Annotated in this window: 30 protein-coding genes and 3 pseudogenes; 8 read left to right on the forward strand and 25 right to left on the reverse strand. The window is 48.0% G+C overall.

The annotated features are described in order from the left end of the window. Nucleotides 1-344: 344 nt before the first annotated feature. Nucleotides 345-1,550 (forward strand): IS110 family transposase, encoded by a 1,206-nt coding sequence (locus GKG34_RS14650; RefSeq protein WP_117554713.1) that lies wholly within the window; start codon nucleotides 345-347, stop codon nucleotides 1,548-1,550. A 260-nt stretch (nucleotides 1,551-1,810) separates the two neighbouring features. On the opposite strand, the gene GKG34_RS14655 is transcribed toward GKG34_RS14650, so the two are convergent. After that, nucleotides 1,811-2,134 (reverse strand): DUF3847 domain-containing protein, encoded by a 324-nt coding sequence (locus GKG34_RS14655; protein ID WP_005924694.1) that lies wholly within the window; start codon nucleotides 2,132-2,134, stop codon nucleotides 1,811-1,813. Nucleotides 2,135-2,214: 80 nt separating this feature from the next. Here GKG34_RS14655 and GKG34_RS14660 point away from each other — a divergent pair, with 80 nt between their 5' ends. The 6 genes from GKG34_RS14660 (at nucleotide 2,215) to GKG34_RS14685 (ending at nucleotide 6,405) form a co-directional block, all read left to right on the forward strand. Next, complete coding sequence (locus tag GKG34_RS14660) at nucleotides 2,215-2,754, forward strand: sigma-70 family RNA polymerase sigma factor (protein ID WP_223383315.1); 540 nt, start codon at nucleotides 2,215-2,217, stop codon at nucleotides 2,752-2,754. Further along, on the forward strand, nucleotides 2,747-3,442 hold the full coding sequence (locus GKG34_RS14665) for a DUF4367 domain-containing protein (RefSeq protein ID WP_005924698.1): 696 nt from the start codon (nucleotides 2,747-2,749) through the stop codon (nucleotides 3,440-3,442). Before GKG34_RS14660 ends, GKG34_RS14665 begins: the two co-directional genes overlap by 8 nt. Nucleotides 3,443-3,613: 171 nt before the next feature. Continuing rightward, on the forward strand, nucleotides 3,614-4,000 hold the full coding sequence (locus tag GKG34_RS14670; protein ID WP_223383317.1) for a hypothetical protein: 387 nt from the start codon (nucleotides 3,614-3,616) through the stop codon (nucleotides 3,998-4,000). A 156-nt stretch (nucleotides 4,001-4,156) separates the two neighbouring features. Further along, on the forward strand, nucleotides 4,157-4,549 hold the full coding sequence (locus GKG34_RS14675) for a hypothetical protein (protein WP_223383318.1): 393 nt from the start codon (nucleotides 4,157-4,159) through the stop codon (nucleotides 4,547-4,549). An 11-nt stretch (nucleotides 4,550-4,560) separates the two neighbouring features. Beyond that, nucleotides 4,561-5,268 (forward strand): hypothetical protein, encoded by a 708-nt coding sequence (locus GKG34_RS14680; protein WP_015536562.1) that lies wholly within the window; start codon nucleotides 4,561-4,563, stop codon nucleotides 5,266-5,268. 210 nt (nucleotides 5,269-5,478) lie between these two features. Beyond that, nucleotides 5,479-6,405, forward strand: coding sequence for a trypsin-like serine protease (locus tag GKG34_RS14685; RefSeq protein WP_347563469.1), 927 nt, complete (start codon nucleotides 5,479-5,481; stop codon nucleotides 6,403-6,405). 776 nt (nucleotides 6,406-7,181) lie between these two features. Here GKG34_RS14685 and GKG34_RS14690 read toward each other — a convergent pair. The 18 genes and pseudogenes from GKG34_RS14690 to GKG34_RS14780 all read right to left on the reverse strand — a co-directional run bounded on the left by GKG34_RS14690 (nucleotide 7,182) and on the right by GKG34_RS14780 (nucleotide 21,973). Next, nucleotides 7,182-7,463, reverse strand: a complete 282-nt coding sequence (locus GKG34_RS14690) for a DUF6061 family protein (protein ID WP_015536560.1) — start codon at nucleotides 7,461-7,463, stop codon at nucleotides 7,182-7,184. Nucleotides 7,464-7,552: 89 nt separating this feature from the next. Further along, nucleotides 7,553-7,870 (reverse strand): annotated as a pseudogene (locus tag GKG34_RS14695) (toprim domain-containing protein); the annotation flags it as partial. A 61-nt stretch (nucleotides 7,871-7,931) separates the two neighbouring features. Then, nucleotides 7,932-8,669 (reverse strand): DUF4366 domain-containing protein, encoded by a 738-nt coding sequence (locus GKG34_RS14700; protein WP_154256691.1) that lies wholly within the window; start codon nucleotides 8,667-8,669, stop codon nucleotides 7,932-7,934. Beyond that, complete coding sequence (locus GKG34_RS14705) at nucleotides 8,653-8,919, reverse strand: DUF4315 family protein (RefSeq protein WP_005930771.1); 267 nt, start codon at nucleotides 8,917-8,919, stop codon at nucleotides 8,653-8,655. Before GKG34_RS14705 ends, GKG34_RS14700 begins: the two co-directional genes overlap by 17 nt. Before the next feature lie 13 nt (nucleotides 8,920-8,932). Further along, nucleotides 8,933-10,672, reverse strand: coding sequence for a CD1108 family mobile element protein (locus GKG34_RS14710; RefSeq protein WP_154256693.1), 1,740 nt, complete (start codon nucleotides 10,670-10,672; stop codon nucleotides 8,933-8,935). Further along, complete coding sequence (locus tag GKG34_RS14715; RefSeq protein WP_154256695.1) at nucleotides 10,665-13,034, reverse strand: VirB4-like conjugal transfer ATPase, CD1110 family; 2,370 nt, start codon at nucleotides 13,032-13,034, stop codon at nucleotides 10,665-10,667. Before GKG34_RS14715 ends, GKG34_RS14710 begins: the two co-directional genes overlap by 8 nt. After that, nucleotides 13,009-13,371, reverse strand: coding sequence for a PrgI family protein (locus GKG34_RS14720; RefSeq protein ID WP_154256697.1), 363 nt, complete (start codon nucleotides 13,369-13,371; stop codon nucleotides 13,009-13,011). Before GKG34_RS14720 ends, GKG34_RS14715 begins: the two co-directional genes overlap by 26 nt. 15 nt (nucleotides 13,372-13,386) lie before the next feature. Further along, nucleotides 13,387-14,253 carry a VirB6/TrbL-like conjugal transfer protein, CD1112 family gene (locus tag GKG34_RS14725; RefSeq protein ID WP_316541760.1) on the reverse strand — a complete coding sequence of 289 codons (867 nt, stop codon included), beginning with the start codon at nucleotides 14,251-14,253 and terminating at the stop codon, nucleotides 13,387-13,389. A 228-nt stretch (nucleotides 14,254-14,481) separates the two neighbouring features. Next, nucleotides 14,482-14,565: pseudogene (locus tag GKG34_RS14730) on the reverse strand (Maff2 family protein); the annotation flags it as partial. 90 nt (nucleotides 14,566-14,655) lie between these two features. Further along, nucleotides 14,656-16,326: a recombinase family protein gene (locus tag GKG34_RS14735; protein WP_154256701.1), complete on the reverse strand. Its 1,671-nt coding sequence runs from the start codon at nucleotides 16,324-16,326 to the stop codon at nucleotides 14,656-14,658. Next, complete coding sequence (locus tag GKG34_RS14740; RefSeq protein ID WP_004612761.1) at nucleotides 16,327-16,524, reverse strand: hypothetical protein; 198 nt, start codon at nucleotides 16,522-16,524, stop codon at nucleotides 16,327-16,329. Nucleotides 16,525-16,765: 241 nt separating this feature from the next. Further along, nucleotides 16,766-18,103: a virulence-associated E family protein gene (locus tag GKG34_RS14750; RefSeq protein ID WP_154256703.1), complete on the reverse strand. Its 1,338-nt coding sequence runs from the start codon at nucleotides 18,101-18,103 to the stop codon at nucleotides 16,766-16,768. Next, a complete protein-coding gene (locus tag GKG34_RS14755; RefSeq protein WP_154256718.1) occupies nucleotides 18,072-18,716 on the reverse strand; it encodes a CHC2 zinc finger domain-containing protein in 645 nt (214 codons plus the stop codon). Before GKG34_RS14755 ends, GKG34_RS14750 begins: the two co-directional genes overlap by 32 nt. Nucleotides 18,717-18,780: 64 nt before the next feature. Beyond that, nucleotides 18,781-20,361 (reverse strand): annotated as a pseudogene (mobQ, locus tag GKG34_RS14760) (MobQ family relaxase). Between the two features lie 182 nt (nucleotides 20,362-20,543). Then, on the reverse strand, nucleotides 20,544-20,861 hold the full coding sequence (locus tag GKG34_RS14765) for a hypothetical protein (protein WP_081023733.1): 318 nt from the start codon (nucleotides 20,859-20,861) through the stop codon (nucleotides 20,544-20,546). A gap of 296 nt (nucleotides 20,862-21,157) precedes the next feature. After that, complete coding sequence (locus GKG34_RS14770) at nucleotides 21,158-21,454, reverse strand: DUF3847 domain-containing protein (protein WP_055191803.1); 297 nt, start codon at nucleotides 21,452-21,454, stop codon at nucleotides 21,158-21,160. After that, nucleotides 21,447-21,788, reverse strand: coding sequence for a DeoR family transcriptional regulator (locus tag GKG34_RS14775; protein ID WP_005930726.1), 342 nt, complete (start codon nucleotides 21,786-21,788; stop codon nucleotides 21,447-21,449). Before GKG34_RS14775 ends, GKG34_RS14770 begins: the two co-directional genes overlap by 8 nt. Further along, the gene (locus tag GKG34_RS14780; RefSeq protein WP_003020302.1) at nucleotides 21,785-21,973 is read right to left on the reverse strand and encodes a hypothetical protein; all 189 of its coding nucleotides are present in this window, start codon (nucleotides 21,971-21,973) and stop codon (nucleotides 21,785-21,787) included. Before GKG34_RS14780 ends, GKG34_RS14775 begins: the two co-directional genes overlap by 4 nt. Nucleotides 21,974-22,456: 483 nt before the next feature. Here GKG34_RS14780 and GKG34_RS14785 point away from each other — a divergent pair, with 483 nt between their 5' ends. Continuing rightward, complete coding sequence (locus GKG34_RS14785) at nucleotides 22,457-23,263, forward strand: helix-turn-helix transcriptional regulator (protein WP_097786108.1); 807 nt, start codon at nucleotides 22,457-22,459, stop codon at nucleotides 23,261-23,263. Nucleotides 23,264-23,374: 111 nt separating this feature from the next. On the opposite strand, the gene GKG34_RS14790 is transcribed toward GKG34_RS14785, so the two are convergent. From GKG34_RS14790 to GKG34_RS14815, 6 genes are all read right to left on the reverse strand, one after another. Continuing rightward, complete coding sequence (locus GKG34_RS14790) at nucleotides 23,375-23,992, reverse strand: helix-turn-helix transcriptional regulator (RefSeq protein ID WP_035393372.1); 618 nt, start codon at nucleotides 23,990-23,992, stop codon at nucleotides 23,375-23,377. A gap of 22 nt (nucleotides 23,993-24,014) precedes the next feature. Beyond that, nucleotides 24,015-24,674 carry a phosphatase PAP2 family protein gene (locus GKG34_RS14795; protein WP_005929954.1) on the reverse strand — a complete coding sequence of 220 codons (660 nt, stop codon included), beginning with the start codon at nucleotides 24,672-24,674 and terminating at the stop codon, nucleotides 24,015-24,017. 193 nt (nucleotides 24,675-24,867) lie between these two features. Then, on the reverse strand, nucleotides 24,868-25,245 hold the full coding sequence (locus GKG34_RS14800) for a TnpV protein (RefSeq protein ID WP_097786109.1): 378 nt from the start codon (nucleotides 25,243-25,245) through the stop codon (nucleotides 24,868-24,870). Next, nucleotides 25,205-25,477: a helix-turn-helix domain-containing protein gene (locus GKG34_RS14805; RefSeq protein WP_002593556.1), complete on the reverse strand. Its 273-nt coding sequence runs from the start codon at nucleotides 25,475-25,477 to the stop codon at nucleotides 25,205-25,207. Before GKG34_RS14805 ends, GKG34_RS14800 begins: the two co-directional genes overlap by 41 nt. Before the next feature lie 155 nt (nucleotides 25,478-25,632). Next, nucleotides 25,633-25,791 carry a Maff2 family mobile element protein gene (locus tag GKG34_RS14810; RefSeq protein ID WP_154256720.1) on the reverse strand — a complete coding sequence of 53 codons (159 nt, stop codon included), beginning with the start codon at nucleotides 25,789-25,791 and terminating at the stop codon, nucleotides 25,633-25,635. A 136-nt stretch (nucleotides 25,792-25,927) separates the two neighbouring features. Beyond that, nucleotides 25,928-26,815, reverse strand: an 888-nt coding sequence (locus tag GKG34_RS14815) for a VirD4-like conjugal transfer protein, CD1115 family (protein ID WP_173015265.1), incomplete at its 5' end; no start/stop codon positions are given.

The raw sequence follows: 26,815 nt of genomic DNA on the forward strand, positions 1-26,815 counted from the left end.
ACAAACGCCAGCTTCGATTTCATCGAGCCGTCTGCAAGACCGCAATTTCACCGGAACGGTGTATAATTGCGCCCTATTACAATAGGGTTGGGACCGGATATGGTAGCCAGCCATATTCCATTCCAACTCGTACCTAAGTTACAATAAGAGAGTAATCGGCTGACGCATTGCGCCCTGGGCAGTTACGCCCGCAACAAAGACAGTTCGCCATCTCTCTTGTTGTAGCATTCGTTTTAAGCAGGTTGAGCCACCGCCAAGCGGAGCGTTCGTGTCACCCAATAGATTGAATCGGCAACGAGTAAAGATGGATTCCGGTTGCAAATACAAAAAATGGAGGAAAGATCATGAACGCAGTAGGCATTGACGTTTCCAAAGGGAAGAGCATGGTTTGTGTTATGCGCCCCTTCGGAGAAGTGGTACTCGAACCTTTTGAAGTTTTACATACCGCCCAGAACCTGCACGATCTGGCGGAGAAGCTCAAAGCTCTGGACGGAGAGACCCGCGTTGTTCTGGAAGCCACCGGGAATTACCACAAACCGGTTGCTTTCGTTTTACACGATGCGGGCTTATTTGTTTCCGTAGTCAACCCTGTTCTAATTCACGACTACGACAACAACAGTTTAAGACGTGTCAAGACGGACAAAAAAGACGCTGTTAAAATCGCCAACTATACGCTCGACAAGTGGACACGGCTGCGGCAGTACCTTCCAGAAGATGATACCCGGCTGGCTTTGAAAAATTGTTATCGCCAATACCAGCAGGCCGTAGCGATTCGTACTATGCTGAAGAATAATCTGATTTCATCTCTTGACCTGACCTTTCCAGATGCAAATAAATTGTTTTCAAGCCCCGTGAAAAACAATGGGTGCGAGAAATGGGTCGATTTTATTGGGGACTTCTGGCACAGCGAGTGCGTTTCAAGTCTTTCTGCGAATGCTTTTGCCAAAAAATATCTGAAGTGGTGCCAGAAACACGGATACGTTTTCACTCGTTCAAAATCGGACGAGATCTATGCCTGTGCCGTTAATTCCGCTTCTCTTCCGAAATCGCCCACCTCAAAACTCCTTATCCAGCAACAGGTCGCTCAATTGAAAGCCGTATCTCAGTCAGTTGCTGCATTCCGGCAGGAAATGCTTCGACTCTCTCAGCAGCTTCCTGAATTTGACACCGTGATGGAAATGTACGGCGTCGGCCCTTCTCTCGGCCCTCAGCTGATGGCCGAAATCGGAGATGTCCGCCGCTTTTCCTCCAAGAAATCTCTCATTGCTTTTGCGGGAATTGAGCCGCAGCCAAACGACTCTGGCAAGGTCGTTGGGAATGACAAAGGAATCAGCAAAGTTGGTTCAGCAGTTTTGCGAAGAACACTTTTTCTGATTATGACTGTTATTTTGCAAACACAGCCACAGGATGAACCTGTTTTTCAGTTCATGAACAAAAAGCGCTCAGAGGGAAAGCCCTACAAAGTTTACATGATGGCTTCGGCCAACAAGTTCTTACGAATCTACTACGCTAAAGTGAAAGCTGTAATGGACTCCGAACGCTCACAGTAAGCATGGATATTTGTTTTTGGACGTAATTTCCTCTTGAGCCTGAGCTAAATCCAAAGAACCACTTAGCTGGCGCAGCGAACCCTTGACAAACCGAAGCATTCAAATGCTATCCTGATTTTGCGAGGGCTGGCTGGGCTTGCTTTGCTATCCCCTCCGTCGCCCTCGCTGTGTTTTGACTAGCATTTGAATGCTGTTTGTCATGGGCAGCGGTTGGTTGGCGAATTTTCTTATTTTAGGGCTTGACTTTTATTAGCAGGTCTTTATTCTAAAGGGTGCGGAACGCTGCGGCTTTCGTGCAGGTCGTGAATCATCTTTGCAAGAGCCAGCGCAACTTCCGGCTGACGGAACGCAATTTTCAGCAGCTCCATCACCTGATCGTTGGTGAGTTCTTCCGGCGCAATCAGAAAACTTTCCAGCATTCCGGCACGGGTACACAGCCGATGCACACGGGCCTTGCGGGTCAGCTCCGGTATCTGGTGTTCCAGAATTTTCTCCCGGTGCTGGTAGTAGCGCAGCTGCTGTTCTGCTTTGGCTTTCTCGCTGCGGAGATAGGCGAGATCGGTTTTCGGTTGGGTCAATGGCATCACGCTCCTTTTCAAAAGTTGGTTGTATTCGACATTTTTATTGGTTCGTGGTACACTACACACAATCAATGTGAATAGAGGTGACTGCGTTGCTTGCGTTATATCTAAGTGTGCTTGATGATCGAAACTTTGAAGAAGATTTTACCGAGGTGTACAATACATACAAACGGCTGGTTTACCATACCGCTTACAAAATCATGGATGATTCGTATCTGGCAGAGGATGTGCTACAAGAGGTATTTTTGTACGTTGCAAAAAATTTTTCTAAAATTCATCGAGAAAACTGTCACGAACTCGCTGCTTATCTCGTTAGTTGTAGTAGAAGCCGTGCATATGATATGCTTCGCAAACAACGAGAAGAATTGCTGGAAGATGTCCCAAACGAACCAGATGCCGCTCCGGTGCCGGATGATGCAGCAGTTAGCACCGATAACATTGAACGTCTAACAGAACTGATTGGCCAAATGAAACCGATGTACCGTGATCCGCTACGCCTTTTGGCAATGGGATATACAAACCGTGAGATTGCAAAATCGCTGGGATTAACGGATGAAGTGGTACGAACACGGCTCTTTCGAGGACGAAAACTATTATGGAAGGAGATGAACAGCCATGAGTGAGCGGACAGACATTTCATTTGATGCGGCTTTGATGATGGCACTTCGTGCAGATGCGCAAAGAGAACTGGATTCGCTTCCAACGCCAAAGCAGTTTGAGGAAATCTACCCAGATACGTCCCAATGGGACGAACGAATGACAGAGGCCTTAAAGAAGAAAAAGCACCACCCAGTGTTGAAACGAGTACTAATTGCGGCATTGACACTCGTAATGCTGACGGTTGGTGCTCTTGCGGTCAGCGCTGATTTCCGCAGGGCAGTCTATACGATGATTCAAAAATTTCTGCCCATTGAGATGCAGCTGACTTATCAGGTGGATGGCGAACCGCTGGAGTGGCTCCCGGATGGATACAGCGACCATTATGTGCCGAACGGCTTTGAAATGGACGATGTGCAGAAATTTGAGCGAGCAGAAAACTTTTTACATGTTTACTCGTCAAAAGAAACAGAGGAAAGCTACACAGTCCGTTGCTCAATTATCCAGCCAGGGCAGCAGTCCCTGTTTGATAATGAGCATACAGTGTACGAAACCGTAAAGGTCGGAGAAGCAGATGGTGTACTTGGAACCAGTACGGATGAACATGGAAAGAATGTTTATACTCTAAGTTGGGAACATCGGGGGATTACACATACCGTTATGGGAAACATTCCATACGATGAGATTATGAAAATTGCGGAAGGTATCCGTTAAGAAAGCTGGACACTTGTGAGAGTTCACAAATGTCTGGCTTTCTTTTTGTCTGAACTTACAAAGATGGAAAATTTGAAAAATTTTCTCCTGAAAATTGAAACGAAGCGAATGCGAATTGCGTTGATTATACAAAGGCTCTTGATGGGAGCAAAAAAACGGAGGTGTATGTCTATGTCGAAAAAGCGTTTGTTGTCCATTGTTGTTTCAGCGGTGATTCTCTTGAGCTTTGCCTGCACCGCAATGGCCGCTGAAAAGTCTGAACGGTATGTAGGCGATAGTACGGTCAACGGATCTATTTACCAAACATACTATCAGGTTGATGCCCAGACTCGAACTGGAGTAAAGAAAATCAGCGTTTCAGGCGTTCTCTATGAAAAGGGGACAATTGGAACATGGCAAAAAGTAAGTAGCTGCTCAAACAGCAGCACGACCTCAACCTGCATGGTGAGCAGTAGCTTTAACACTAAGCCCGGAAAATCTTATAGGCTTGAGTATTCTGCGACCTTTAGCTATTCCGATGGACGGAGCGAAACCATTACCGGAAGTACCAGTAGATAAGTGGAGTTTGTTATATATTTCAGCAAGTTAGAAAGGTGTGAGGTAATTATAAAGGCGAGACCAACGCGAGTTATCCGATACCTAGCTATAGTCGCACTGTGCTTGCTTTTGGGCTTTATGCTTGGAAGAAAAAGCAAATATGAAAAACGAGATTATTTGAAACAATTCAAAATTGGAAAAGCAACATACTCTGAATCGTTGATATATGAGGCTTATGGCGGATTGCAAAATGATGGGATAATGTTAGCGGTATACTACGATGTGGATGCAGCCAAAATTATTCATCAACTCGATTCATGGGAGAAAATTAATGATTCTCCAACCATATCTTCTATATTAAAAAATGTGTCGTCATATTTTGGATTAGATTTTGTGATTCCTGAAATTGCAAGTGGAAATTTTTTTCTTTATGATAATAGTCAGCATAAGGAACTACGCTCGGAAGCCGAAATGAATACATTGCTTTTACATTCTGAAGATGTGAATTTTAGTCTCGTTGTCTGGGATGATGAGAAGCACACAATTTATATAGTAGAGTACAGAATTTAAGGAGGTTCGTTATGAAGAGGTTCGTATCATTAATTCTTTCAGTGTGTTTTTTGTTTTCGATAAATACTGTGTCTTATGCTGCTAACATAAGCAGCCGTAAAGCTAGCAATCCTGTTATTCAAAGCATGAATGATAAGTATCATGTTGATTTTTCGGGAATGTCGATAGATGAATTAAATAAGTTTATCGATAAGATGAAAGATGAAGATCAAACACGTGCATCTGGAAATTTGTTAAATAATACACAGCTTGCATGGTTGGCAGCTGCGCAAATTGCACGGGATAAGGGATATGAATGTGCGGCTCTTATGGTTGAATTCTCTGTATATAATATTGACTATTCTGAGAGTGTGACGGATTCTTCGACGCCATTGCTTGACAAGTTAAACACGACAACAGTTTTTAATAATTATAAAAACAAAGTACTTAATAGTGGCTTGAAAGATTTTAGTGGAGGAAGTTGGTCTTTTACAATTCAAAAGTCTGATAATGCAGATTTATTCTATGCATTGCATAGGGTAAGCACCTCTGGAACAGGCTTCATGATTGGTAATTCTATAATGTATTACTTGATTACCGTTCATGACACATTTGATTTTGCATATGACAACAACTATGACGACTTGTTTACTACTACAGTGAACAATTGGGCTTGGTTGTGCCAGCAGACGCATGTGTTGAATCCCATAGAGATAAATCTTAGCACGGCTATTGGATAAAAAATCAGTGGTATTTATTTTTTTGCGAAAGTAAAAGTTGAAATCTAAAATAAGGATGGCTCTAACGTATGAAAAATTTTACGGAGGTGTTTCCAATGCAGAGCAACTGATGTATAAGAAATCTTGTGTATACTCTAAAAGTAAAGAAGGAAAATTAAAATAGCTAGTGAAAAAATATCTCGTAGAATTTTTTTGAAAGCAAGTGGGATTGTGGCTCTTTCTTCAATGGAGCTTAACTCTGGGCTGACTGCTTTTGCAGATAATCAAAGTGATGGAAGCAAATCTCATATCGAGAGATACCATAGATACGATTTTGATACAAAAGAAGAATCTATAGAGGAAATTATAGTTGAAACCAATTCCTTCACGGATGGAGAGACAACTGCAGGCTATTTTCCAAATGGAAAGATTTCGGATATTGATCTATCCGATCTGTATGCGATTATCGGAAGCAATGATATCACTGTTGTTGATAATCCAACGGCAACACCATATTGTAGTACGGTATGCCTACAGATAACGACCAATAATGGAGGGACAAATTATGGTTCTGGATTTATGATTGGGCCTAATGCACTTGCAACAGCAGCACATAATCTATACAGTATAAAGGAAAAAGCCTACGTTAAGTCGGTAAATGTCGCACCTGCTCGATCTGATAATAGTAAACCTTTTGGAAGCGAAAATGTATCGGCAAGTTCGATGATTGTTAGTGATTCTTATCTTGCTGGAACAAGTTCGGAGGATTGGGCGATTATTACGCTCAAGAATAATTTAGGAACGAAAACGGGATGGCTTGGGTTACATTGGCAGTCTAGCAATTATTCATCATCACAGTTGGTGTATGCTTATGGCTATCCGAGCCAAATAAATGGTGCCGATGCGAGATATCGGATGTGTAAATCTTCTGGGTATATTAGAAGTCAGACTTCAAAATATCTCAAGGGCGATTGGGATTTGACAGGTGGCTTTAGTGGTGGTCCTCTTGTAGAATATATTTCTGGAGCTGGGTGTGTAGCTATCGGAATCCATAAAGATGGAAGCACAATTGATGGTTCTTCATATCCAACTTCTTATACAGGGGCATTGAGAATAACACAATCGCTTTATACGCTGTTCCTTTCATACAGAGGTTGATAAAATGAAATGCAAACGGAAGATTATGGTTGGCATAGCATTTGTGGCAGTGGTTCTCTGCATTCTATTTCAATCGAATACATTCGGAAGAAAAAAATCGGAACTTATAATTGAAGAAGTTGACCTGAAGAACAATTGTATTTATGCGACTGCAAAAAATCAATTATATGATACGGATGACAATTATATAATTTATGGCGTATCAAACTACTTGAAAGGAAATCTTCAGTTGTCGTATCTTAAAGAAGGCGAAAGCATTCTTGTGATATCAAACGGTAAGGTGTTGCTATCAGATCCGTATCAATTTGATAAAATATACAGTATTCAACTGTTGCAATAGCGTTTCATTTTCTCAATAAATAATATAAGCTATTTACAGCTGCCTCCTCTGTTAAGTGGTGGTGCAGTGCTTATTCTCAATAACGATGCGATTGATGAAAATGATAGACCTTTTTGGAATTTAGAATTTTCTCAATAATCAAGCCCCCAAAATGGCAAACTTGAAATCATCGAGAGATACATAAAATATAGGGTTAAATCGACTTTCGTGTCGAAAAAACAAGTGCTAGAAATAGCAAAATCCATTGAATTTTAGAATGACATTTATAAGAAACCAGTAGATTTGCCTGATATTTGTGATTTCTTTGACCGTTGGGCCATTGATTTTGCACTACATTGATTTTGCACTACTATGAGCAAAGGAAAAACTTAAAATAAGCAAACAACCCGCCATTTGCAGCGACTGCAAGTAGCGGGTTGTTTGGCCTATTTAGAGGTTAGTCTTTCAGTTTGCCATGGTCACAGCCAAGTGAGAGATAATGCTCAATCTCACCACTCAGCACAAGCTGGACGCACTCCAAGGGCTTGTTGTATAGTAGCCAATCAAGTTCAGCTCGCTGTGCCGGGGTATTGCCGTATTCGTCCTCGATGGCAAGGCAGTCAATGGCAATGGCAGAGCCATCAGCGAACTGGGCTTCCGCTCGGTTGGTGTCCATATTATAGTGCCAAGAACGTGCTTTTTGAGAACTATTCTGGTCAAAAATTCGATTTTGTTTCATTTGAATGCCCTCTTTGATGCTTTTATGATTTAGTTTTTTGACGAGATGAGGTCTCTTTTTTCTTTCTCTTGAGTCACCCAACCGCACTATCCTGCATCCGTAGCACAGATCACGCTGTCCACATCCGGGCGGTGCATGAGTTTTTGCAGGATGCCAAACTGCTTTTTGGTGCTGGCAGACACCAGATACTGCCACTTCTGCGGTAGGATGGGCAAATCTGCAATGCTCCACTTGACGTATTTGGCATCGTAGACATTGGGCGGTGCCAGTTCCACCAGATGACCAACGCACCAGCTGACGAGATAGCCGTTCCCTTCAAGGTAGCCGTCCTGACGGCTGGTGGCACCGAGGACTTTGGCGTAGGACATGGCAACCGAGGGCTTTTCTGCTACAACTAGAATTAAAATAAGCGTTCCCTCCAATCTGTTTCGGATTGCAATATGTACGGCGGCAAATGCCGCCTTGAAATCAGATGGGTTCGGTGTCCTGCTCGTCCGGGGCTTCGCCCTCATCCGGCATATCGGTAGGAATCTCAAAATCGCCCTTGTCCTCGGTGTAGTTTGCATCGGGGTCAAGGGCTTCTATTTCGGCCTGCTTTTTCTGCTTCTGTTTTGCGAAAGCGTAGAAGCCGCCGCCTGCCGCCAGCGCAATCAGCACGACTACGCCCAGAAAGCCGGATGCGATCTTTGTGACCTTGTTTTCCTTGGGCTGTTCCGTGCCGGATGCTGCCGCTTCTTCCGCAGCTTTCTTGGCTTCTTCCTCGGCTTTCAGCCTGTCCTGTTCCGCCTGCGCCGCCGCTTCTTTTTCAGCGGTATAGGCATCGGCGGCATCTTCTTCCATCAGCGCCAGCAGGTCGGCTTCGTCCACCAGATTCATAAAGTGGACGGTCTGCGCCCCTTTACTATTCCTATCAATGACCAGATAGAAGGTGGCTCCCGACTTTGACACCAGCGTAATGAACTGCTGGCCAGAGCCGTCCGAGTAGGATGTGTGGTAATCGTCCACCAGCGTCAGGTTGCCCTCCGGGGTCAGGGCACCAGAGGTTTCGTCCGTGACGGTGACAACATCTTCCTCCACCACTTCCGGCAGAACAGGCTGCTCCACGGGGGCAGCTTCGCCTTCAAAGGCAAAAGCGGGAGCCGCCATGCCAGCACACAGTGCCGCCGATACCAGCAGCGCACCCAGTTTCTTAATCTTCATCTGCATCGACCTCCTTCTCAAAAGTTGCACCCACGGCAGACAGCGCAGCCGGGGTCGGGGTGGCGGTTGCGGACTGCCGCAGCAGAGCAGCAAGCTGTTCCGGCGTGACCTTTGCAGTCCGCACCATCTCGTTGACCTCGGCGGAATCCTCCTCCTGAATGCGCCGCTCCAGAATCTCGATGCGGTTGTTCAGTTTGATGCGGCGTTCCTTCTCTTTTTCCAGCATCGCCCGCAGCTTATCCGATTTTTCGCTCATAAAACTCCTCCAATCATTTTGAAAGCCGTCCAAAACCGGACAGATATTTCTGCCAGTAGGACGAGTGAATGTTTGCGTACTTGATGGGGTCTCCGGCACTGACCATCATGCCATTGCCAAGGTAGATTCCAACGTGACTTTTTCCGGGGGTATCATACGTTCCCTCGAAGAAAACAAGGTCACCGGGCTTTGCTTCTGACTCGCTGATGTGCTGGCTCTTGTTCCACAAGCCGTTGGCGGTGGTGCGCCCTACATCGTAGCCGTTCTGGTTGTAGACCCAGCAGACATAGCCGCTGCAATCGAACCCGGTTTCCGGGGTGGAGCCGCCCCAGACGTAGGGTGTGCCAACATACTTTTGGGCTTCCTTGTAGATGGCGGCGAACTCCTCATCCGTCAGGGCTTCTGCCGGAACCTGATAGTCGATACCCGGTGTGCCGGAGCCATCGGAGCCACCGGGCGGCAGTCCGCCGTTGAACAGATATGGCCGACCGCCCAAGGTGTCCTGAAAGATCTCGTACCGTTTCCATTGGTCGGCATTCAATTCTTCCCGGATGACCACCTCCAAGCCACGATTGACCAGCTTGGTGTGGAAGATGCGGTACTCATAGGGCACCTGCGTGGGAACCGGGATTCCCAACGGGCTGATGACCCAGACAGTCATATACCGTATCTGCACCTCCTCCCATGTGGTCAGCTTGTACTGCTTTTTGAAAGTTTCCTTCAGTTTGCCCTGCACTTCTGACCGGGTGTAGTCGTCGTAGAGTGTGGTCAAATACGAAGTGAGCTGCCACGGGTCATGCTCGATGGGGTCAAGGTGATACTGGTACTCGTTGTAGCCGGGGTGGTCGGCGGGGGTGCGCTTGATTTTCTTATCCAGTTCCTTTTCCAGCTTCTTGTAATCCTGTTCTGCGCCCCGGATGTCCCTGTCCTCAGCAGAGTACATGGTCTGCCCGGACACCTGTGTGCCGCCGGAAAAGAGGATGCCGCAGGAGGAAAAGCCGGACATCACCATGAGGATGAGCAAAAGAAAAACGCCCACGATCACCAGAACGTGTGCGTTGCCCTTGGCGGCATTCATCAGCCCCTTTACGGCGGTGCTGACGGCAGTTTTGCCTTTCTCCACCGCCTGTTCCACGCCGGACCGGGCGGCAGATGCACCGTTGGATGCCGCTTTGCCGCCTGCGGTCTGCGCCGCCGTGCCCGATCGGGCGGCGGCATAGTAGCTCTGTCGGATGTCCTGTTTCTGCCGCCACCGGGAAAGCCAGTTGGAGCCGCCCTCGCCAGTGCCGGATGTGCCTGCATCTTGTGCTGCAGTCGGCTCCTGTGCAGAAGATCTTGCGGTTTTGGAGCCTTTCTTGCCCTGTGTCTTGGCTTTTTTCTTGAGCTTCCGGGCATAGCGGCTTTTGGAAACGTCCCGGACATTTCCTGCCGCTTTTTCGCCCTCGCTCAACGCCTGTGTGCCTACATTGTCATCCTCGTACTGGTCAACTTCCCGGTGCACCGCAGAGCGAGCGGCATGGGCGGCGTACATTTCACGCTTCTGCGCCTTGCTCAACCGGCTCAACTCGTCCGGGGTCAGTTCCGCCTTGCCAAACCGCAGATGCTGTGCCTTTTCCGCAGCCTTATCTGCATCCAGTTTCAGCTTTTTCTTTTTGGGCACCGTCTGCTCCACTTTAGACTTTTTCGGAGGGGAGCGCGTAGCCGTGCGCTCCTTTTCCTCCTCGAATTTCAGCTTCGGCTGTTTCTCACTCATGCTTTTGCGCCTCCGCAACTTCGGAAAGGCGGGTCGTAAGGATGCGGTAGAGTTCAAGGTCTTTCGGGAAGTGGTCAACAAAGGGCAGGATCACGTTACCGAAAAACAGCAGCCCCTCACCTTCGCCGGAGTGGGTCACATAGGAAAGCTGATGGGGCGAGATGTTGAGCTGCTTTGCGAGAATCTGCCGGTCTCCGTTGGCCTGATTGAGCATATACACAAAGTCCGAATTCTCGAAAATATTCGATACTTCAGGACTTGCCAGCAGATCTTTGACGTTCTGCGTTAGGGCTGTCGGGATGCCACCCCACTTACGAAAACGCTTCCAAATTTCAACGCTGTATGCCGCAGTTTGCTCCTCTTTCAGCAAAAGGTGGAACTCGTCTGCATAGTACCGGGTGGATTTTCCGGCACTACGGTTGGCGGTGACACGCCCCCACACAGCATCCTGCACGATGAGCATACCGAGTTTTTTCAGCTGCTTGCCAAGCTGTTTGATGTCAAAACAGACGATGCGGTTATTGATATCCACGTTGGTGTGGTGGTTGAAAATGTTCAGACTGCCCTTGACGTAGATTTCCAGCGCAGCCGCCACATGGCGGGCTTCCGGTTCATCTTGCGTCAGCAGGGCGTTGTACAGATCTTCCAACAGCGGCATATTTTCCGGGGTGGGATTCTCGAAATACTTGCGATAGATCACATGGACGCAGCGGTCAATGACCGTCTTTTCCACCGGCTGCAAGCCTTCTTTGCCTCCCACCACCAGTTCGCACAGGGATAGCACAAAGTCGGCTTTCAAAGCCAGCGGGTTATCCTCTTCCGAATAGTTGCTGTTGATGTCCATCGGGTTGATATACTGGGTGCTGGCAGGGCTGATGTGGATGACCTGCCCATGCAGACGCTCCACCAGCGGAGCGTACTCACATTCCGGGTCGCAGATGATAATATCATCGTCCGTCACGAGGAACGCATTGCAGATCTCACGCTTTGCGCTGAAGGATTTACCGGAACCGGGAGTGCCCAGAATCAGACCGTTGGGGTTCTTCAGCTTTTTGCGGTCAACCATAATCAGGTTGTTGGACAGAGCGTTCAAGCCATAATACAGGCTTTCCTTGCCGTTGTCGAACAACTCCTGCGTGGTAAACGGCACAAAAATTGCCGTGCTGCTGGTGGTCAGACCCCGCTGGATCTCGATCTGGCAGTCTGCCAGCGGCAGCGAGGACATAAGCCCCTGCTCCTGCTGAAAATCAAGGCGGCATAATTCGCAGTTGTGCTTCTGGGCAATGCTGACTGCCTGAAACACGTTGGTTTCCAGTTCCTGCTCGGTCTTGCCGGTGTTCAGCACCAGAAAAGTGACAAGGAACATCCGCTCGTTCTGGCTCTGTAATTCCTTCAAAAGTGCCTTGGCATCTCTGCCGTAGGTTGCCAAATCAGACGGCAGCACGTCCATATCGTATCCTGCGCGGACGGCTTTTTTCTGCTCTTCGATTTTGCTGCGGTCCAGTTCCGTGATGGTGTGCTTGATGGTTTTGATGGCCTTGTTCTGGTCAACGGACTGGATGTGCATGGTAACGATCTGACTGGAATCCATATCAAGGAAATCCTTCAGCAACTGGTCGCTCAGGTCAGAAGCCGTGATATTCAGAAAGCTGACCGCTCCGAAGATGCCGCCCATCTGAAAGGTGCGGCTGTTCTTAAACGCCAGCGCAGTGGGGGCAATGGCATCCTTTACGGACAGACCACTGGGCACAAGGTCTTTCCAGTTGAAGTGGAACTTGTTGGCTCCATCCATGTTCAGCATCCCGTGCATCAGCCGCAGACGCTCCGTACCGTCCAACGGCTTTGCCAGAACGCCCAACCTGTGAAAGTTGTTCATCAGGTCGTTCTGGATGTGCTCCAACCGAGGTTTGACCTGCGCCATGCTGTCGCCCTCGATGCCGTAGGTCAGAAACTTTGTTTTCGTCAGGCCGTTGTTTCCCTTGGAAAGCTGCTGCCGCAACATCTGGCTGTACTCGGCTCGCACATCATCAAAGCCATCCTGCTGGTACGGGATGCGGATGGACTTCTCGAAGTCTGCCGAATCGGTGGCGGTATTCACGAAAGACAGTTCAAAGTGGATAGAGCTGTCGAAAAAGTTGAGAAAAGAGCACCATTCCTCAAAGATGGCGGTCTTGTCCTCCTGCTGCGCCAACTGATAGTTGATATCCTGATACTGGATGGTGCGGGTGTAGTAGCCGGGACGGACACGGCAGGTGCCGTCCTCAAACATCCGCTGGAACGGAATGCTCTCCTGTGCCGTGCGGGGCACTGTGGGCTTGGGCGGCTTTTTGCCGTCTTTATTCTTTTTCAGAAACGGAATCATGGGTGTCATCTCCCTTCATAAGCAGTGCATAGTAATTGCGGGTCTGGTACGGACGCACCTTCGGACGAATAAAACGCGCCTGAAGGTAGTACCGCAGGATCTTTTCGGCGGGCTGACCGTTCTTCTGGTACATGGCCAGAAAAAACATGGGCAGCATCACCGCCATCATGCCGAGGGTAGCACCGGAATTGCCAGCGGTGTCCCGCAGAACAAAGAACAGCGGCACGCCTACGACTGCCGCTGCACCAAAACAGACGAGCTGCCGGGCGGTCAGGTTGAAGGCTACTTTGGACTTCACCTTGCTGAAATCGCGCGGCACGGAAATATAAGCTGCCAAAATTTCACCTCCGAATCAATGGGCACCCAGCAGAGTTTTGGCGACAGAGCTGGTCTTGAACAGCGAGAAGCAGAGCAGCACGGTATACCCCACGATGCTCCAGATCGAGTTGATGGCATCCCCGGATATTGCAACATTCTGGAGCAGAACAGCGTAGATCGCCACGCAGATCAGGATCAGGAAACCTTGAAATCCCAGCGCGAACAGAGAACGAAGATAGTTCTGTCCAACATGGGATTGCTCATGGTTGCCCCATGTTGCCATGGGCACCGGAGCCAGACTGACCATCATGTAGATCTCAATCATTCTTCCGTAGACGATGACGAAAATCACGATGGACAGGATGCGCATGGTGATACCGATGAAGAAGGACTGCAAGAACAGCCCGAACAGGGGGCCTACGTCCATCTGCATCATGCTGGATTGCAGCATGGAAAGCCCGATGTCGTTGACCCGTGTGTTGCCGGAAATAATGCCGCTGGAATTTGCCACCACCTGCTGCGTCACATCGAACACCGCCATGATGATGTCGAAGGTGTTGGAAATCATCCAGACCGAAATGGCAGTTTTGAAGATCCATTTCATCAACAGTGCAGGCTCAAATTGTGCCATGTTGTTGTGCTGGGTGATCATCTCTATCAGCTCATAACAGGCAATGAAGGTCAAAATTATGCCTGCAATGGGCAGCACCACATTCCGGGAGAGGGCTTCGATCATAGCAAAAACGCGCGGTTCAAAACTGGATGGTTTGGTGCCGACCTGCTGGGCGATGCTGCCCACTTGGGTGTTCACATCATCGAACAGGCCGGAAAGATTGGACATGATCGCCGCTGTCAGCAGCGACTTTATCCAATCTGAGATCGCTTTGAGAACGGTTTCCACTCAGCGCCACCACCCATCAGGAAAAATGGTTGATCAGGGTCTTGAGCAGGTTAAGCAAAAAAATAAGGTGAGTCAGAATCTGCATAAAAATCGCCTTCCTTTCAAGTAACAGTGAACATTCGATTTGCAATGCGTTTCCACTTTATAATAAGAATCCGTTTGCCACGGAGGGGCTGGAAACACTTGCAAGTAAATATGTACGGGGCGGCAATCGCCGCCCGGAAAAGATCAGCCGAACAGACCGCTCAGCAGGGGAATCAGGGTGATACCAATCAGGGCAACACCGCCGCCAGCCATCAGCTGTTTTATCCCCAATTAGGTGTAAAACTCTGCTCGATGGCGGGCGGCGGCGTACAAAAAATCTATATGGTGTTTTTAAGAGAATCGTCCCGGCGGGACAGGTCAGGCAGTGACCTGTTCCACCTCCGGGATGGGTTTGAGATTAAAATGAATTTCGATAGAAATGTGTCTTGTTTTATCTTCGTCAATGCGCTCATGCACGACGATTTCTTTGATTAAGCGGTTAAGGGTGGCTGCGTCCAGCTCTGTGATGTTGGCATATTCCTGAATGGCTTCCACCCATTGTTTTGCGTCATTGGCAAGCTGGGCTTCATCGGACAGCCGCTTCCTGCCCTCGGACACTTTTGCTTTAAGCTCCGTCTGCTCGGTCTGTGTCTTTTCCAGCATGGTGTTGAAATTCTGCTCACTGATACGCCCTGCAATCATATCCTCATAAAGCCGCATGACCATTTTATCCAGAACCTCAATCCGTTCCTCGTCCCTTGTAAGGGAGCGTTCCATTGCTTCCCGCTGTTCCCGCTGCTCGGCTTCACAGGTATTAGTCAGGCGGTCGGCAACCGCTTTCCCGTCCATCAGGGCAGCTCTGGCACATTCCCTGATTTTCCGCAGCACATGGCTGTAAAGGGTGTCATAGTCAATCCGGTGCTGGGTGCAGTGGTTCTTTCCAAAGGCATTGTAGGTCTTGCAGGAATAAATCTGCTGGGGATGTTTTGCGTTTGTGTAGCGTATCGTCAGCGACTTCCCACACTCGCCGCATTTTATCAGTCCGGCAAACAGGCTGATTTCATTGGTCTGCCCCGGACGCTGGCGGGATTTCAGCTTGTTCTGCACAATGTCAAAGCTCATGCGGTCAATCAGCGGTTCATGCTGTCCCTCCACCACAATCCAGTCCTCCGGCTTCTTTTCCCCAATCGTGCCGATTTTGAAACGGTAGTCCTTTTTCTGGGAAGCAATCGCCCCGGTGTAGACGGGATTCATCAAAAGGTCTTTGATAACTGAGAAGTCCCACATATACCGCCCGTTTTCCGGGTCTTTCTTTTCCCATTTGGTGCGGGTATTGCGAAGCCCCCGTTCCCGGTTCCACCATGTGGGGCAGGGGATTTTTTCTTCCTCCAGCCGTCTGCGGATATAGTTCGGACCATGACCGTTTAGGGCATATCCGAAAATCAGCCGCACAATCGGGGCGGTTTCCTCGTCAATGAGCAGATGGTTTTTGTCCTCCGGGTCTTTCCGATACCCAAACGGGGCAAGACACCCGGTAAACTGTCCTTTCTGCGCTTTCAGAAGATAAGAGGAATGGACTTTCTTGGAAATATCCTTGCTGTACATCTCGTTCAGGATATTCTTGAACGGGGCAATATCGTTGTTATCCCGCAGGGTGTCGATACCGTCATTCATGGCGATATAGCGGACACCGTTTCTTGGGAAAAAGTCCTCAATCAAATGCCCGGTTTGCAGATAGTTACGCCCCAGACGGCTGAGGTCTTTCGTGATGACAAGGTTGATCTGCCTGCGCTCAATGGCTCTCAACATTCTCTGTAAATCAGGACGCTCCATATTAAGACCTGTGAAACCATCGTCCTGATAGACTGCCACAACCTCCCATCCCTGCTTTTCGCAGTATTTTTCCAGCATATCACGCTGGTTTGCGATACTGGCACTTTCGCCTTGTAGGTCATCGTCCTTTGACAGCCTGCAATAGACCGCTGCACGATAGCCCCCGGCAAGTGCCTTTCCGATTGTTCTATATTCCATTTCGTTCATCATAGCCATTTACCCACACAATCCAGACGGTATCTGGCTCTTTTGAACCTCATCTTCATTATACTTCAAATCTTTCTTTTTAGCAAGATATTCTTTTGTATTTGTCTTTCCATATTTCTGGGAAATCAGGCTGACGAACACATCGGTTGCGTCCAGTTCCCCGTCAAACACCGTTGTAACATGAATCTCTGTTTTGTTTTTTGCCATAGGCAGTTATCCTCCATACATGAAAATAGCCAGACAGAGGGTGTCGGCAACGAAGTCCGGCAACGGGCTTCAAAAGACCTTGCAAACAATCTCAATCTGGCGATGGTTACTATTTATACTTTTCTTTTATTTTTCTGTTGTTTTGGTTGTCATAGGGGAGAAAAGCCGATAGTTTCGGGATTTTCCCCGGCAACCGGCTCGGCAACGGGATAGCAACAGGGGGTGCAACGGGCTGTCATTTTCAGAATGGAAGCTCCATCTGTTCTGTGACCTCCACAAAACCGTCCATCGTTTTTTCAGACGGGTTGCCGGAGTCCGTTGCCGGGTTTTCACGCTCCCAGCCCTTTTGTCTGCCATATTCTGAAAACATTCTTGGGTTCGGGAAGTACCGCCAGCCGGAAATGCACTGGTTCATAATCTCGTTGATTTCCCGGATTTCCCATTGCTTCGGCTCGTCAAAGGCATGGTTCAAGGCTTCCTTGTAGAGCTGCTTGGAGCAGACCATACTCCCGGTGTACTTATCAAGATACGCCTGTATCATCCCGGCTTTGGTGTCCTCCGGCATAAAATCCCGTTGGTGTTCTTTGAGATACCGCTGCATGGCGGGGCTGAAAGCCAGCTTGAACCTGCCGCTTCGGTAAATCTCCATCGCTTCCGCCCACATCTGCTCGATATAGGCTCTGGAAGCAGCTTCGTCCTCCAAAATGTGAACCTCGGCTTGCTCCGGGTACACCATGACGGGGATAAAGCGGCGGTTGCCGGAACGGTCAAGGGGCAGGAAGTCAAGGGCATTGGAAGTGCCGCCAAACACGCACTGACGGGGGCGGTCTGCCGGGTGGGTTTCATAAGGTATCTTGTAGACCTCTTTCTGTCGGCTTAAAAATGACTTGATTTCCTCAATGCTCTTGGCGTTGGCGGTTGCCATCATTTCCGACATTTCGATAATCCAGTGACCTTGCAGCTTGCGGTACACATTGTCATCGTCCAGCTTCCGCAAATCATCGGAGAACCACTCGTCCCGGACTGCCAGCAGACGGAAGAAGGTGGACTTGCCAGCCCCCTGACCGCCTACCAGACAGAGCATGATTTCAAACTTGCACCCCGGCTGAAAGGCCCGTGAGATTGCACCCAGCAGGAACAGCTTCAACGCTTCATAGGTGTAATCGTCTGCGTCAGCCCCCAGAAAGTGCCGCAGGCAGAAACGGATTCGTTCTGTACCGTCCCACACAAGGGCGCTTAAATAGTCCCGGATGGGATGGTACTTGTTTTCATTCGCCACAATCCCGATGGCGTTATCAATCTTTTTCTCATTGGTAAGCCCATAGGTTTCTTCCAGATAAAGAAGCAGATACTTCATGTCCGTATCGTTCAGGGCGGTGCTTTCCCTGTGAAAACCGATGGGCTTTATGATGTCCTTGCGGTCAGTCAGGATGTTGTATGCGATAGCCCTGGAGAGCAGCGGGTCACGCTGGAATACGGTCAGGCAGTTCCGTATGCTCTGACGCACACCGCCTTTCTCGGTAGTTTCCAGCCCCGCCTTGATTTCCTCAATGCTCTGGGGCGGCTGCATGGCGTTCATGGTGTTTTTTAGTTCTTGCTGCGTCTGCGGCTGCAAGCTCTGCCATTCGCTGTTCAAGCTGTATCACATCCTTTCCGTAGTCCGTAATCAAAGCCGCTTTTTCCTCTGTTTCCCCGAACAGAAGCACATCCAGCAGATATTCCACTTGGGCTTGCTTCTGTAAGGCTTCCACAAACCGGGGATGAAAGGCTTCCTCCGGGGAGTGCGGGGCATATTCCTTTCTCCATGCCCGGAGCAGGTGGAGATAATCGGCAAGGATACGGAAGCAACGGTTTTTTGCTTCCTGAAACTGTTCCTCCGGGGATTTCTGCCGGGGCTTGGGCTTTTTTGCCTTTCCCGGCGGTTTCCAGTCCTCATAGGAAAGCCCGAAGTCCTGTGCCAGTTGTACGGCGGCTTCTTTCTTTCCCAGCCCATACAGGGCGGCGGTAAAATCAATCACATCCCCATCAGCACCGCAGCCGAAGCAGTGGTAACGCCGATCCAGCTTCATGCTTGGGGTTTTATCGTTATGGAACGGGCAGCAAGCCATCCCGTTCCGACCTACATGGATTCCATAATGCTCCGCAGCCTGTCTTGTTGTGACGGACTGCTTCACAGCTTCAAATACATTCAAATCTATCCCTCCTTGAAAACAAAAAAGCACCTGACATTCTCTGATTGAAAATGGCAAGTGCCTGTTAAAGTTCCATATCCTGTTGTTTGTGTTTCGTCTGTGCCGGGACAGTTCTTTGTGCTTTTTTCTCGTCAGCCTTATCCTGCAAGACTTCCTTGATAGGCTGCTTCTTGGGCGGCTCTTTGCTTTCTTCTGTGCCGGGTGTGGCTTTCCGTACCCAGTAGCGGATGTCCCGCAGCTTCTTCAAATCCTCCTGTACCTCGGTCAGCGGTACTTTCAGTTCTGCGATTTCGCTGAGAAGCGTTTCCTGCTCCTCTTGCAGCTCCTTTTGGGTACTGTCCTTATCGTCCGGGTGCTTGGCAAGGTAGTCAGCGGCTTTCTCATACCGGGCAACCTCCGGGTGTTCCTGTTTGAATTTCTCCTTTGTTTTCTTAAAAAATATCTTCTGGTACTTCTCATAGACAGCCTTACATTCTTTGCAGTCTGTCCGGCTGGCAAGAATCCCGTCAATCACTTTGCTCCGGGCTTCCTTTGGCTTCATCTGATTGCGGTAATCTGCGGCTGATTTCCCGGAAGATTCCAGAAACGCTTCTAAGTCCTCCACAGTGGAAAGCCCCTTTTGCCGGAGATAGGACAGGTCTTCGCTGACTGCCTTTAAGTCCTGTGAAGTTCCCCGGTTCTGTCCAGCCCTTGTCCAGTCCTTCCGTTCTTCCTTTCGTATCTCCATATACTTCATCAGCAGATTGGGAAGAAGTGTCGCTTCCTCCGCCGCCTTTTGTGCAAGCAGCTCCTTCCGTTTTTCTCCCAGCTCGGTAATCCAGCCTTTGAGGTTTTGGATAAGCTGCCGGATGGACTTCATCAGGCGGTTGGCGGCTCTGATTTCCCGGTTCAGGTTGCCGATATTCGTCTGGATACCACGTTTTTCCATCTGCCGGACAGCAGCCCCCTCATGGACAGTAGGGACAATATCAAGCCCCTGTCTGGCATAGGAACGCAAGTCCACACGCTCCGGGCGGTCATTGGCTTCCAGATAGCGGTTCTGGATGACCTCCCACTCATGCCGCCAGATTTCACAATACTTCTGGTCGTTCCAGTCCACCGTATCCTCCTTGTGACTTTTCCATCTGCCGGACGGAAGTTTTATTCGTTCCCCATTTTCGTCAAGGTCATAAACCTTACGGCTCTTGGGAAGCCATTTCCCATGTTCGTCCATTGCCCTCATAGTCAGCAGAACATGGGCGTGGGGATTGTGTCCCGGCGGATGGGGGTCATGGATTGCAAAATCAGCAATCATGCCTTTGGAAACAAACTGCTGCTCACAAAACTCCTGGACAAGGACAGCATACTGGTCGGGTGGTATCTCTCTTGGAATGGTAAGCACCTACCTCCTTGCAAGCTGGGAGTTCCATTGTTTTTCCACAGCTTCGGCGGCGTTCCATAAGGTATTACGGTCTGCATACTCCGGCGGGGCATTTGCTGGGAGCAGAATCTCATTGTGGACGATACCACGCTTTTCCGGGTAGTGCTTCACTTGCTGGTCGTATTCACAGAACAGCTTTTCACCACTCTGGTAAGCAGCGGCGGCAACCGCAGACTGCCGCTGGCTGCGCTGAACAATCGTGATTTCGTTGTGTGGACAGGGCATTTCGTGTCCCTCCTTTCGCTAATTGGTGGACGGGGTGGCGTTTTACCACCTCATTTTGGGCAGAAAAAAAGCAGGAGACCTTTTTCAGATTTCCTGCTCGGTGTGCCGCTATGTGGGCGGCGGGTATTTAATTGTAAAAGTTCGGGGCAAGTTGACCCGATGTGAAGCTGACAAACTCGAAGTTATCTTTTTCTTAATGGCAATGCTATTAAATTTCCCAATAATGCAATAACAGCATATCCAACTACATAAACCCATGCACTTGAGTTATAAAATATAAATATGGATGGCGCAAACATTATTGCTACAATCAAAATATACCAGAAGTTAAAACCATTCCTAATCCCATAAAAAACAGAGGTTATTAAACATATTAGAGGAATAATTACTAACATAACAATCATTGCACTTCCTGTGTTTTTTATAAACCAAGGAACGATATAAAAATCTATCAGCAACAGTAGGTAGAAAACCATGTTCTTTTTTAATTTATCCATCATATCATCATCCTTTTAAATTCCGATTTGTTGTCATCTTCATTATACTTCATTGGCTATCGAAAAGATAGCATATTTTATGAAACTTGTCGGCTGGGAACAGCTTGCAACGCAAGGTGTCCCCAGATGGCAAGTACACAAAAGGGTAGCTGGCGGCAGCCAGCGCAGGGGAAGCGTAGCGTCCCCTGTATGATTTGGAGCAGACCATGACTGCGGAAAATCACAGCCCTCCGGCGAGGAGCCTTCGGAGAACGCAATGCACCAACCTTTGGGTGGTGTATAATTGCGCCCTTAGTAAACTAAGGGGATTCCGGCTTCTCCCGTTCCAGCAGTTTTTTCAATAGTTCCTGCGTGTCCTGCCTGTGAAAAATGAGTTTCAACAACAGCATGACATCATCATCTGTCAGGCGTTCCGGCTCTTGCAGAAAACTTTCCAGCATACCGCCACGAGTACAGAGCCGGTGCGTCCGTTCCTTTCGGGTAAGCTGCTTTAACTGGTGCTGCAATGCCTTTTCATCATTGATGGCTTTCCGCAGTTTCTTTTCGCTTTTCTCCAACTCCCGATTGAGTTTTTCCAGCTTTGAGGTATCAGGCAAGGGCAGCGTCCTCCTTTCCCGGTATCAGCACATAAATCCTGTTTGGTTCTCCAACGCCCTGACGCACCCGCATGATAAGTCCGGCGTTTTCCAGTTCATTCAAAGAACGCTTGACCGTCATAGAGCTGCGGGACAGGACTGCGGCAATGGCTGTGACAGGGAAGCAGACAAACAGGATTCCGTTCTCGTCCTCCTGCCCATTGGAGAGCATAGCGTCCAGCATCCGGCAGTACATGACCTTTGCGGTGCTGCTGACTGGAAACCCTGTCAACGCTCTTGGAAAAGCCATACAGGGCGGCAATGGTGTGTCTATCGTCATAAATTCAAAATTCATTCGGTGTGTTCCTCCTTTTTCTTTGCTCGTTTGGATAAATAACGGGGGCAGTCAATCACAACCGCCCGGAAGCTCTGCTTGCACCCATGCTGGCATTTCCGGCATAATTCGTTGTAAGTGACACGCCCCCGGTCATTGAGGTAAAAAGAAAGCTCCTGTTTCCTCTTTTTGCTCATTCTCGGCATATTGCGCTTCCTCCCGTTTTCGTGTATGGTTTCGGGGCGATTTTCGGCAAAATTACAGCCATAGAGCCGCCTAAAATCTCCCGAAGTATCAGCGATAGGGTAGACTATCCCCCTATCAGATTGTCGTGTTTCGGTATCATTTCGGTGTCAGTTCGCCAGTTCTCCCCGGTGTCGTTCCTCCCCTGAATCTCACAGCGGCGTATCGCTCCCTTTGGTATGCTCGTTTCGGTCAGGGTTCCTCCACATCCCTGCCAAAAGTCATGGCACTACATCGCCGGGGAAGCATATCCCACACAGGCTGGTCATTCGATTGGAATAATCCATCGATGAACTACCTGTATCATAGAACATTTTTGTGCCCTATGCCGTATGTCCACAAAGTAGGAATTAGGAGTAAAAATCAGAAATTTCCACGATTGCGGAAAGTGTGATATAATCCAGTTAAGCGGCAGCAATGAAACCGCCGGAAAGGAGTGTGCGCCCATGAAAGGAGCAACAAGCATACAGGAACGCCTTTGGGAACTCCGCAAGGACAAAGGCTTAAATCTGGAAGAACTATCAAAGCTGACGGGTATTTCCAAATCTGCTCTCGGAAGTTATGAAAAAGAGGATTTTAAGGAAATCAATCATGGCAACCTTATCACGCTGGCAGACTTCTATGGGGTTTCCGTTGATTATCTACTGTGCCGGACAGAGAACAGGGAGCAGATCAACACGTCATTGACGGAGCTGCATTTGAATGATGAGATGGTTGCTCTCCTGAAAAGCGGTCGGATTAACAACCGTCTGCTCTGTGAGCTTGCCACCCATAAAGATTTTATCAAATTTCTTGCAGACATTGAGATTTATGTGGACGGGATTGCCACCATGCAGATTCAAAATCTCAATGCACTTGTCGATACCGTCCGGCATGAAATCATTGAACGGTATCGCCCCGGCGAAGATGACCCGCATTTGAAAGTGCTGCAAGCCGCCCATATCAGCGATGATGAGTATTTTAGTCACATGGTTCTGGATGACCTCAACCTCATTATCCGGGATATTCGGGAAGCCCACAAAAAGGACAGTGAGAGTGCACCCCAGACCACCGTTGCCGATGAACTGAAAGAAAATCTGGAAGCGGTCGAAAATTTCAAGGGCAGCCGGGATGAAAAGCTGGTTGTCCTTTACTGCAAGCAACTTGGTATCAACTATAAAAATCTGTCAGATGAAGAATTTCGCTGGCTCATTCGGATTCTCAAAAAGTCAAAGAAAATGAGCACGCCTATCAGCCAAAGGAAAAAACGGTAAAGAAAAACCGCTGTTGCATGGTTTGTTAGCTTCCATGTAGCAGCGGTTTTTGCTGGGATTATTCAGTTGAATTTTTAGAACGACAAACTTGAATTTGTATGGCTCAACTCCTTATCGACCGGCCATAGCTCGTTTATAAAGTAGACCTCCTTTTATAAGTAACAACAGAAAAGCCACTGTTACTGCATATGGTTCTCTCGCAATCGCCAGATACAAAACAGTAATAATACTAAGCCCTACAGACAAAAAAGTAATCACCTTTTTTCCCTTTTCAAATTTGAAATTGACCATTAAAATATTCACAATTCCAATAATCGTTAATGCGATAAAAAGACCCCAGTATGTCATACGAATCCAAATTTCATTATCTACATACTCAATAAGACTTACTGAATAGATATATCCATCAACCGGTTTGGAATACAATGGAAGAAAAATAAGCATCAAAGAGAGCAAATCGGTAAATCCAAATAACAAGTCACATAGACCATTGAGATTTGACTTGTTTTCTTTTTCAGCAATCAAAACCAACTGATCTCCGGATAACAGCTCATCAATGGACACAGAGAAATATCTGGATATTTCCTTTAATGAATCTATGCTCGGATATCCTCTTCCGGATTCCCATTTTGAAATTGCAGTTCTTGAAACAAATAATGCCTCGGCTAGTTCTTCTTGTGTCAAACCTCGGCTCTTTCTTAATTCCTGAAGCTTTTCATGGAATTCCACCTCCTTCACCTCCTTTTTTATTTCACTTTTTTATTGTTAGCATAACTACTGCCTTATAAACAGTAAATAATCCGGCACTTAACAATACACCACCCACAATATCCGTAAACCAATGTACTCCGGAAATCAATCTGCCGATAACCATGAATGCAGAAAAAGCGATTGCTAGAATCGTTATGATTCTTTTCAATGTAGAACATGACATTCTTCGCTGGATCTGTTCAACCAAAGTCGGCATCACGCACAATACCAGTAGAGTCGTTGAAGAAGGATAAGAAGCCTCCATAATTCCATTGATTAAAATTGGTCTGTAATTGATTGGGATGATCTCAAAAATGAAGTATGCCAGTATCACTATAACATAATAAACTCCCAGGATAATGATATCGGGATCCACTTTGAAGAGACTTCTTCTCTTTATTAACTGAACCAGTCCAATACCTGCAAAAATCAGGCATACAACTAAAGGAATCAGACCCATCCAATCGGTAATCGTATAAATTGTCATATTAACATTTGTTAAACGATGAAACCAGCAATTGAATGTTGCAAATCCAATATTCGTTGCATTCTGCCCCAGTGGCTGCACGTCTACCATCTGGATCAAAGCTGTCCATATTGCAAACGCTATAATAAATATACCTCCTAAAAATAAAACTTGTTTTCCATTCTTTTTCATCATTATACGTCCTTTCTATATTGGTTTGTCTTTTCGACGATTTCACCTTATCAAAAAGCGTAAAATGACGCAAGAATCGCTCTTTCACATGTATGACACGATTCGTATCATCCCCACAAATGCGTGATTTTCTGTATATTTTCCTGAATACCTATTCCTACAAATTTCGATTTGTCATAATCATTCTATCATACCGTTATGAATAAATCATCTCATGCAAAACAATTTCTTCTGCCCGGTTGTGGATATTATTGCACCGCTGCACCCATTCCATTTGACGGGTACGCTTCAAGTCCTCGGTCACGCCCTCGGCAATTTTCATCTGCTCCATGATGGTGTCTAACCGTTCCTGTGCCTGTTCGTTCAGGTCTGCAAGATATGTCCATAGCTCTCCGGTCAATATCAATGTGTTCAATCTGGCTGGGTGGACTTCTCTCAAATATTCCCGGTGCATCCGTCCATACTTTCCGATGGGGCGGTGTTCTTCTGGCAGTTTCAAATCTGGGATGTAGTAATCTCCGACAAGGATATAATCAATTCCGTTTTCCGTTATTCTTGGTTTCAATTCGCTCATGTTCCTTACCTCCTGTGGAAGCAGGCTCGTCTGGTACTAACTCAATCACATCGGTAATCTCACAATTCAGCGTTTCGCAGATACGGGCTAATGTGTCCATACTGATGTGCTTTCCCTCTTTGCTCATGTTGGCAATCATATTTGTTGTCATACCAGCGGCAAGCCTTAAATCCTCTTTTCTCATATCACGCTCTAACAGTGTGTGCCAGAGTGGTTTATAGCTGATGTGCATATTGTTTTCCTGCCTTTCTATCCATACCACCGGGGCAGCTGCCCCGGCAGGAACTTTTCTCTTATTATAACATCAATCTTGTGAAATCACAATTTATTCTTGTAGCCTGCCGCTGATACCGTCTGGATTGTGCTCTTCCTTTCTTTTTGTTCCCTTTAATTAGCCATGAACTGCTTCATGCCCTGACTCTTTGCGGAGGGGTTATCGCCGCCGTAACCCTCCATGAGGTTCACGGCACCCCACACGCCCAGACCGGCACCCAGAGCAACCACCAGAGTCTTCAGAACGTCCACTGCGTTGTTAAAGAATTCCATAGAAAAATCTCCTTTGTTTTGAAAAAGCGACCCTGCACACACCTGAAATCCGTTTGCAAAAGCCGAAAACCACGGCGAAGGTTGATTCTCCGGTGTACCTGTTGGGTCAATGGGTAAAAAATAACCGCTCGTCTTATCAGGCGGGCGGGAGTGAATCAGCATCCACCATGATGAAGGTATCATCCGGGTGGATTTTTTCTTTTCGGTTCAAGAACTTCTCGATATCGAGGGCGTTCTTGGGGTCATAATCGGAGGTGTACTTGTAGTTCGGGTGCTGGGTCAGGTCGTACTTGTCGCTCAAAAACGGGCGCACACCCCGCAGTTGCAGGATGCACTTGCCGCCATCCAGCACCGCCAGTTCATCCCTGCTCATAAGTTCGTGGCCGAGTTTTTGATAGTTGGTTCCATAGCTTGGGCTATTGCCACGGGTATCGGAATTGTTGTAGCTGTCGATGGTTTCCTTGCCGAGTGCTTCGGCAAGATCTTTCAGGGTGGTAGGCTCACTGCCGCCGAGGAAGATCTGCGAATCCATATTGCCGACAATAGTGTCGGCGTTGTCCTTGTAGATGGCTTTCAGCTGGCTGCGGGTCTGCAAAACCAGACACGCCGAGATCTCACGGCTGCGGATGGTAGCCACCAGTTTTTCCAGCTGTGGAATCTGACCGATGTTAGCACACTCATCGATCAGGCATCGCACATGGATGGGCAGCTTACCGCCGTACACATCATCGGCTTTGTCGCAGAGCAGATTGAAAAGCTGGGTGTAGATCATGGAGATCAGAAAGTTAAAGGTGCTGTCCGTATCGCTCATGATAAGGAACAGCGCCGTTTTCCGGTCGCCCAGCTTGTCCAGTTCCAGCTCATCGTACATGGTGGCATCCCGGACTTCCTGAATATCGAAGGGTGCGAGCCGGGCACCGCAGGAAATAAGGATTGACTTGGCCGTTTTGCCGGCAGCTAGCTTGTAAAGTTTGTACTGCCGCACGGCAAAGGATTTTGGCTTCTTCTTACCCAGATCCTCAAA

It is taken from the genome of Faecalibacterium sp. BIOML-A4 (assembly GCF_009679665.1).
Taxonomy (GTDB): domain Bacteria; phylum Bacillota; class Clostridia; order Oscillospirales; family Ruminococcaceae; genus Faecalibacterium; species Faecalibacterium taiwanense.

What these genes read in the sequence shown, in the direction of transcription:
- GKG34_RS14650 (WP_117554713.1), top strand. Translation starts at nt 345, where the DNA reads ATGAACGCAGTAGGCATTGACGTTTCCAAAGGGAAGAGCATGGTTTGT.
- GKG34_RS14655 (WP_005924694.1), bottom strand. Translation starts at nt 2,134, where the DNA reads ATGCCATTGACCCAACCGAAAACCGATCTCGCCTATCTCCGCAGCGAG.
- GKG34_RS14665 (WP_005924698.1), top strand. Translation starts at nt 2,747, where the DNA reads ATGAGTGAGCGGACAGACATTTCATTTGATGCGGCTTTGATGATGGCA.
- GKG34_RS14670 (WP_223383317.1), top strand. Translation starts at nt 3,614, where the DNA reads ATGTCGAAAAAGCGTTTGTTGTCCATTGTTGTTTCAGCGGTGATTCTC.
- GKG34_RS14680 (WP_015536562.1), top strand. Translation starts at nt 4,561, where the DNA reads ATGAAGAGGTTCGTATCATTAATTCTTTCAGTGTGTTTTTTGTTTTCG.
- GKG34_RS14690 (WP_015536560.1), bottom strand. Translation starts at nt 7,463, where the DNA reads ATGAAACAAAATCGAATTTTTGACCAGAATAGTTCTCAAAAAGCACGT.
- GKG34_RS14700 (WP_154256691.1), bottom strand. Translation starts at nt 8,669, where the DNA reads ATGCAGATGAAGATTAAGAAACTGGGTGCGCTGCTGGTATCGGCGGCA.
- GKG34_RS14705 (WP_005930771.1), bottom strand. Translation starts at nt 8,919, where the DNA reads ATGAGCGAAAAATCGGATAAGCTGCGGGCGATGCTGGAAAAAGAGAAG.
- GKG34_RS14710 (WP_154256693.1), bottom strand. Translation starts at nt 10,672, where the DNA reads ATGAGTGAGAAACAGCCGAAGCTGAAATTCGAGGAGGAAAAGGAGCGC.
- GKG34_RS14715 (WP_154256695.1), bottom strand. Translation starts at nt 13,034, where the DNA reads ATGATTCCGTTTCTGAAAAAGAATAAAGACGGCAAAAAGCCGCCCAAG.
- GKG34_RS14735 (WP_154256701.1), bottom strand. Translation starts at nt 16,326, where the DNA reads ATGGCTATGATGAACGAAATGGAATATAGAACAATCGGAAAGGCACTT.
- GKG34_RS14740 (WP_004612761.1), bottom strand. Translation starts at nt 16,524, where the DNA reads ATGGCAAAAAACAAAACAGAGATTCATGTTACAACGGTGTTTGACGGG.
- GKG34_RS14750 (WP_154256703.1), bottom strand. Translation starts at nt 18,103, where the DNA reads ATGAACGCCATGCAGCCGCCCCAGAGCATTGAGGAAATCAAGGCGGGG.
- GKG34_RS14765 (WP_081023733.1), bottom strand. Translation starts at nt 20,861, where the DNA reads ATGATGGATAAATTAAAAAAGAACATGGTTTTCTACCTACTGTTGCTG.
- GKG34_RS14775 (WP_005930726.1), bottom strand. Translation starts at nt 21,788, where the DNA reads ATGAATTTTGAATTTATGACGATAGACACACCATTGCCGCCCTGTATG.
- GKG34_RS14780 (WP_003020302.1), bottom strand. Translation starts at nt 21,973, where the DNA reads ATGCCGAGAATGAGCAAAAAGAGGAAACAGGAGCTTTCTTTTTACCTC.
- GKG34_RS14785 (WP_097786108.1), top strand. Translation starts at nt 22,457, where the DNA reads ATGAAAGGAGCAACAAGCATACAGGAACGCCTTTGGGAACTCCGCAAG.
- GKG34_RS14795 (WP_005929954.1), bottom strand. Translation starts at nt 24,674, where the DNA reads ATGATGAAAAAGAATGGAAAACAAGTTTTATTTTTAGGAGGTATATTT.
- GKG34_RS14800 (WP_097786109.1), bottom strand. Translation starts at nt 25,245, where the DNA reads ATGAGCGAATTGAAACCAAGAATAACGGAAAACGGAATTGATTATATC.
- GKG34_RS14805 (WP_002593556.1), bottom strand. Translation starts at nt 25,477, where the DNA reads ATGCACATCAGCTATAAACCACTCTGGCACACACTGTTAGAGCGTGAT.
- GKG34_RS14810 (WP_154256720.1), bottom strand. Translation starts at nt 25,791, where the DNA reads ATGGAATTCTTTAACAACGCAGTGGACGTTCTGAAGACTCTGGTGGTT.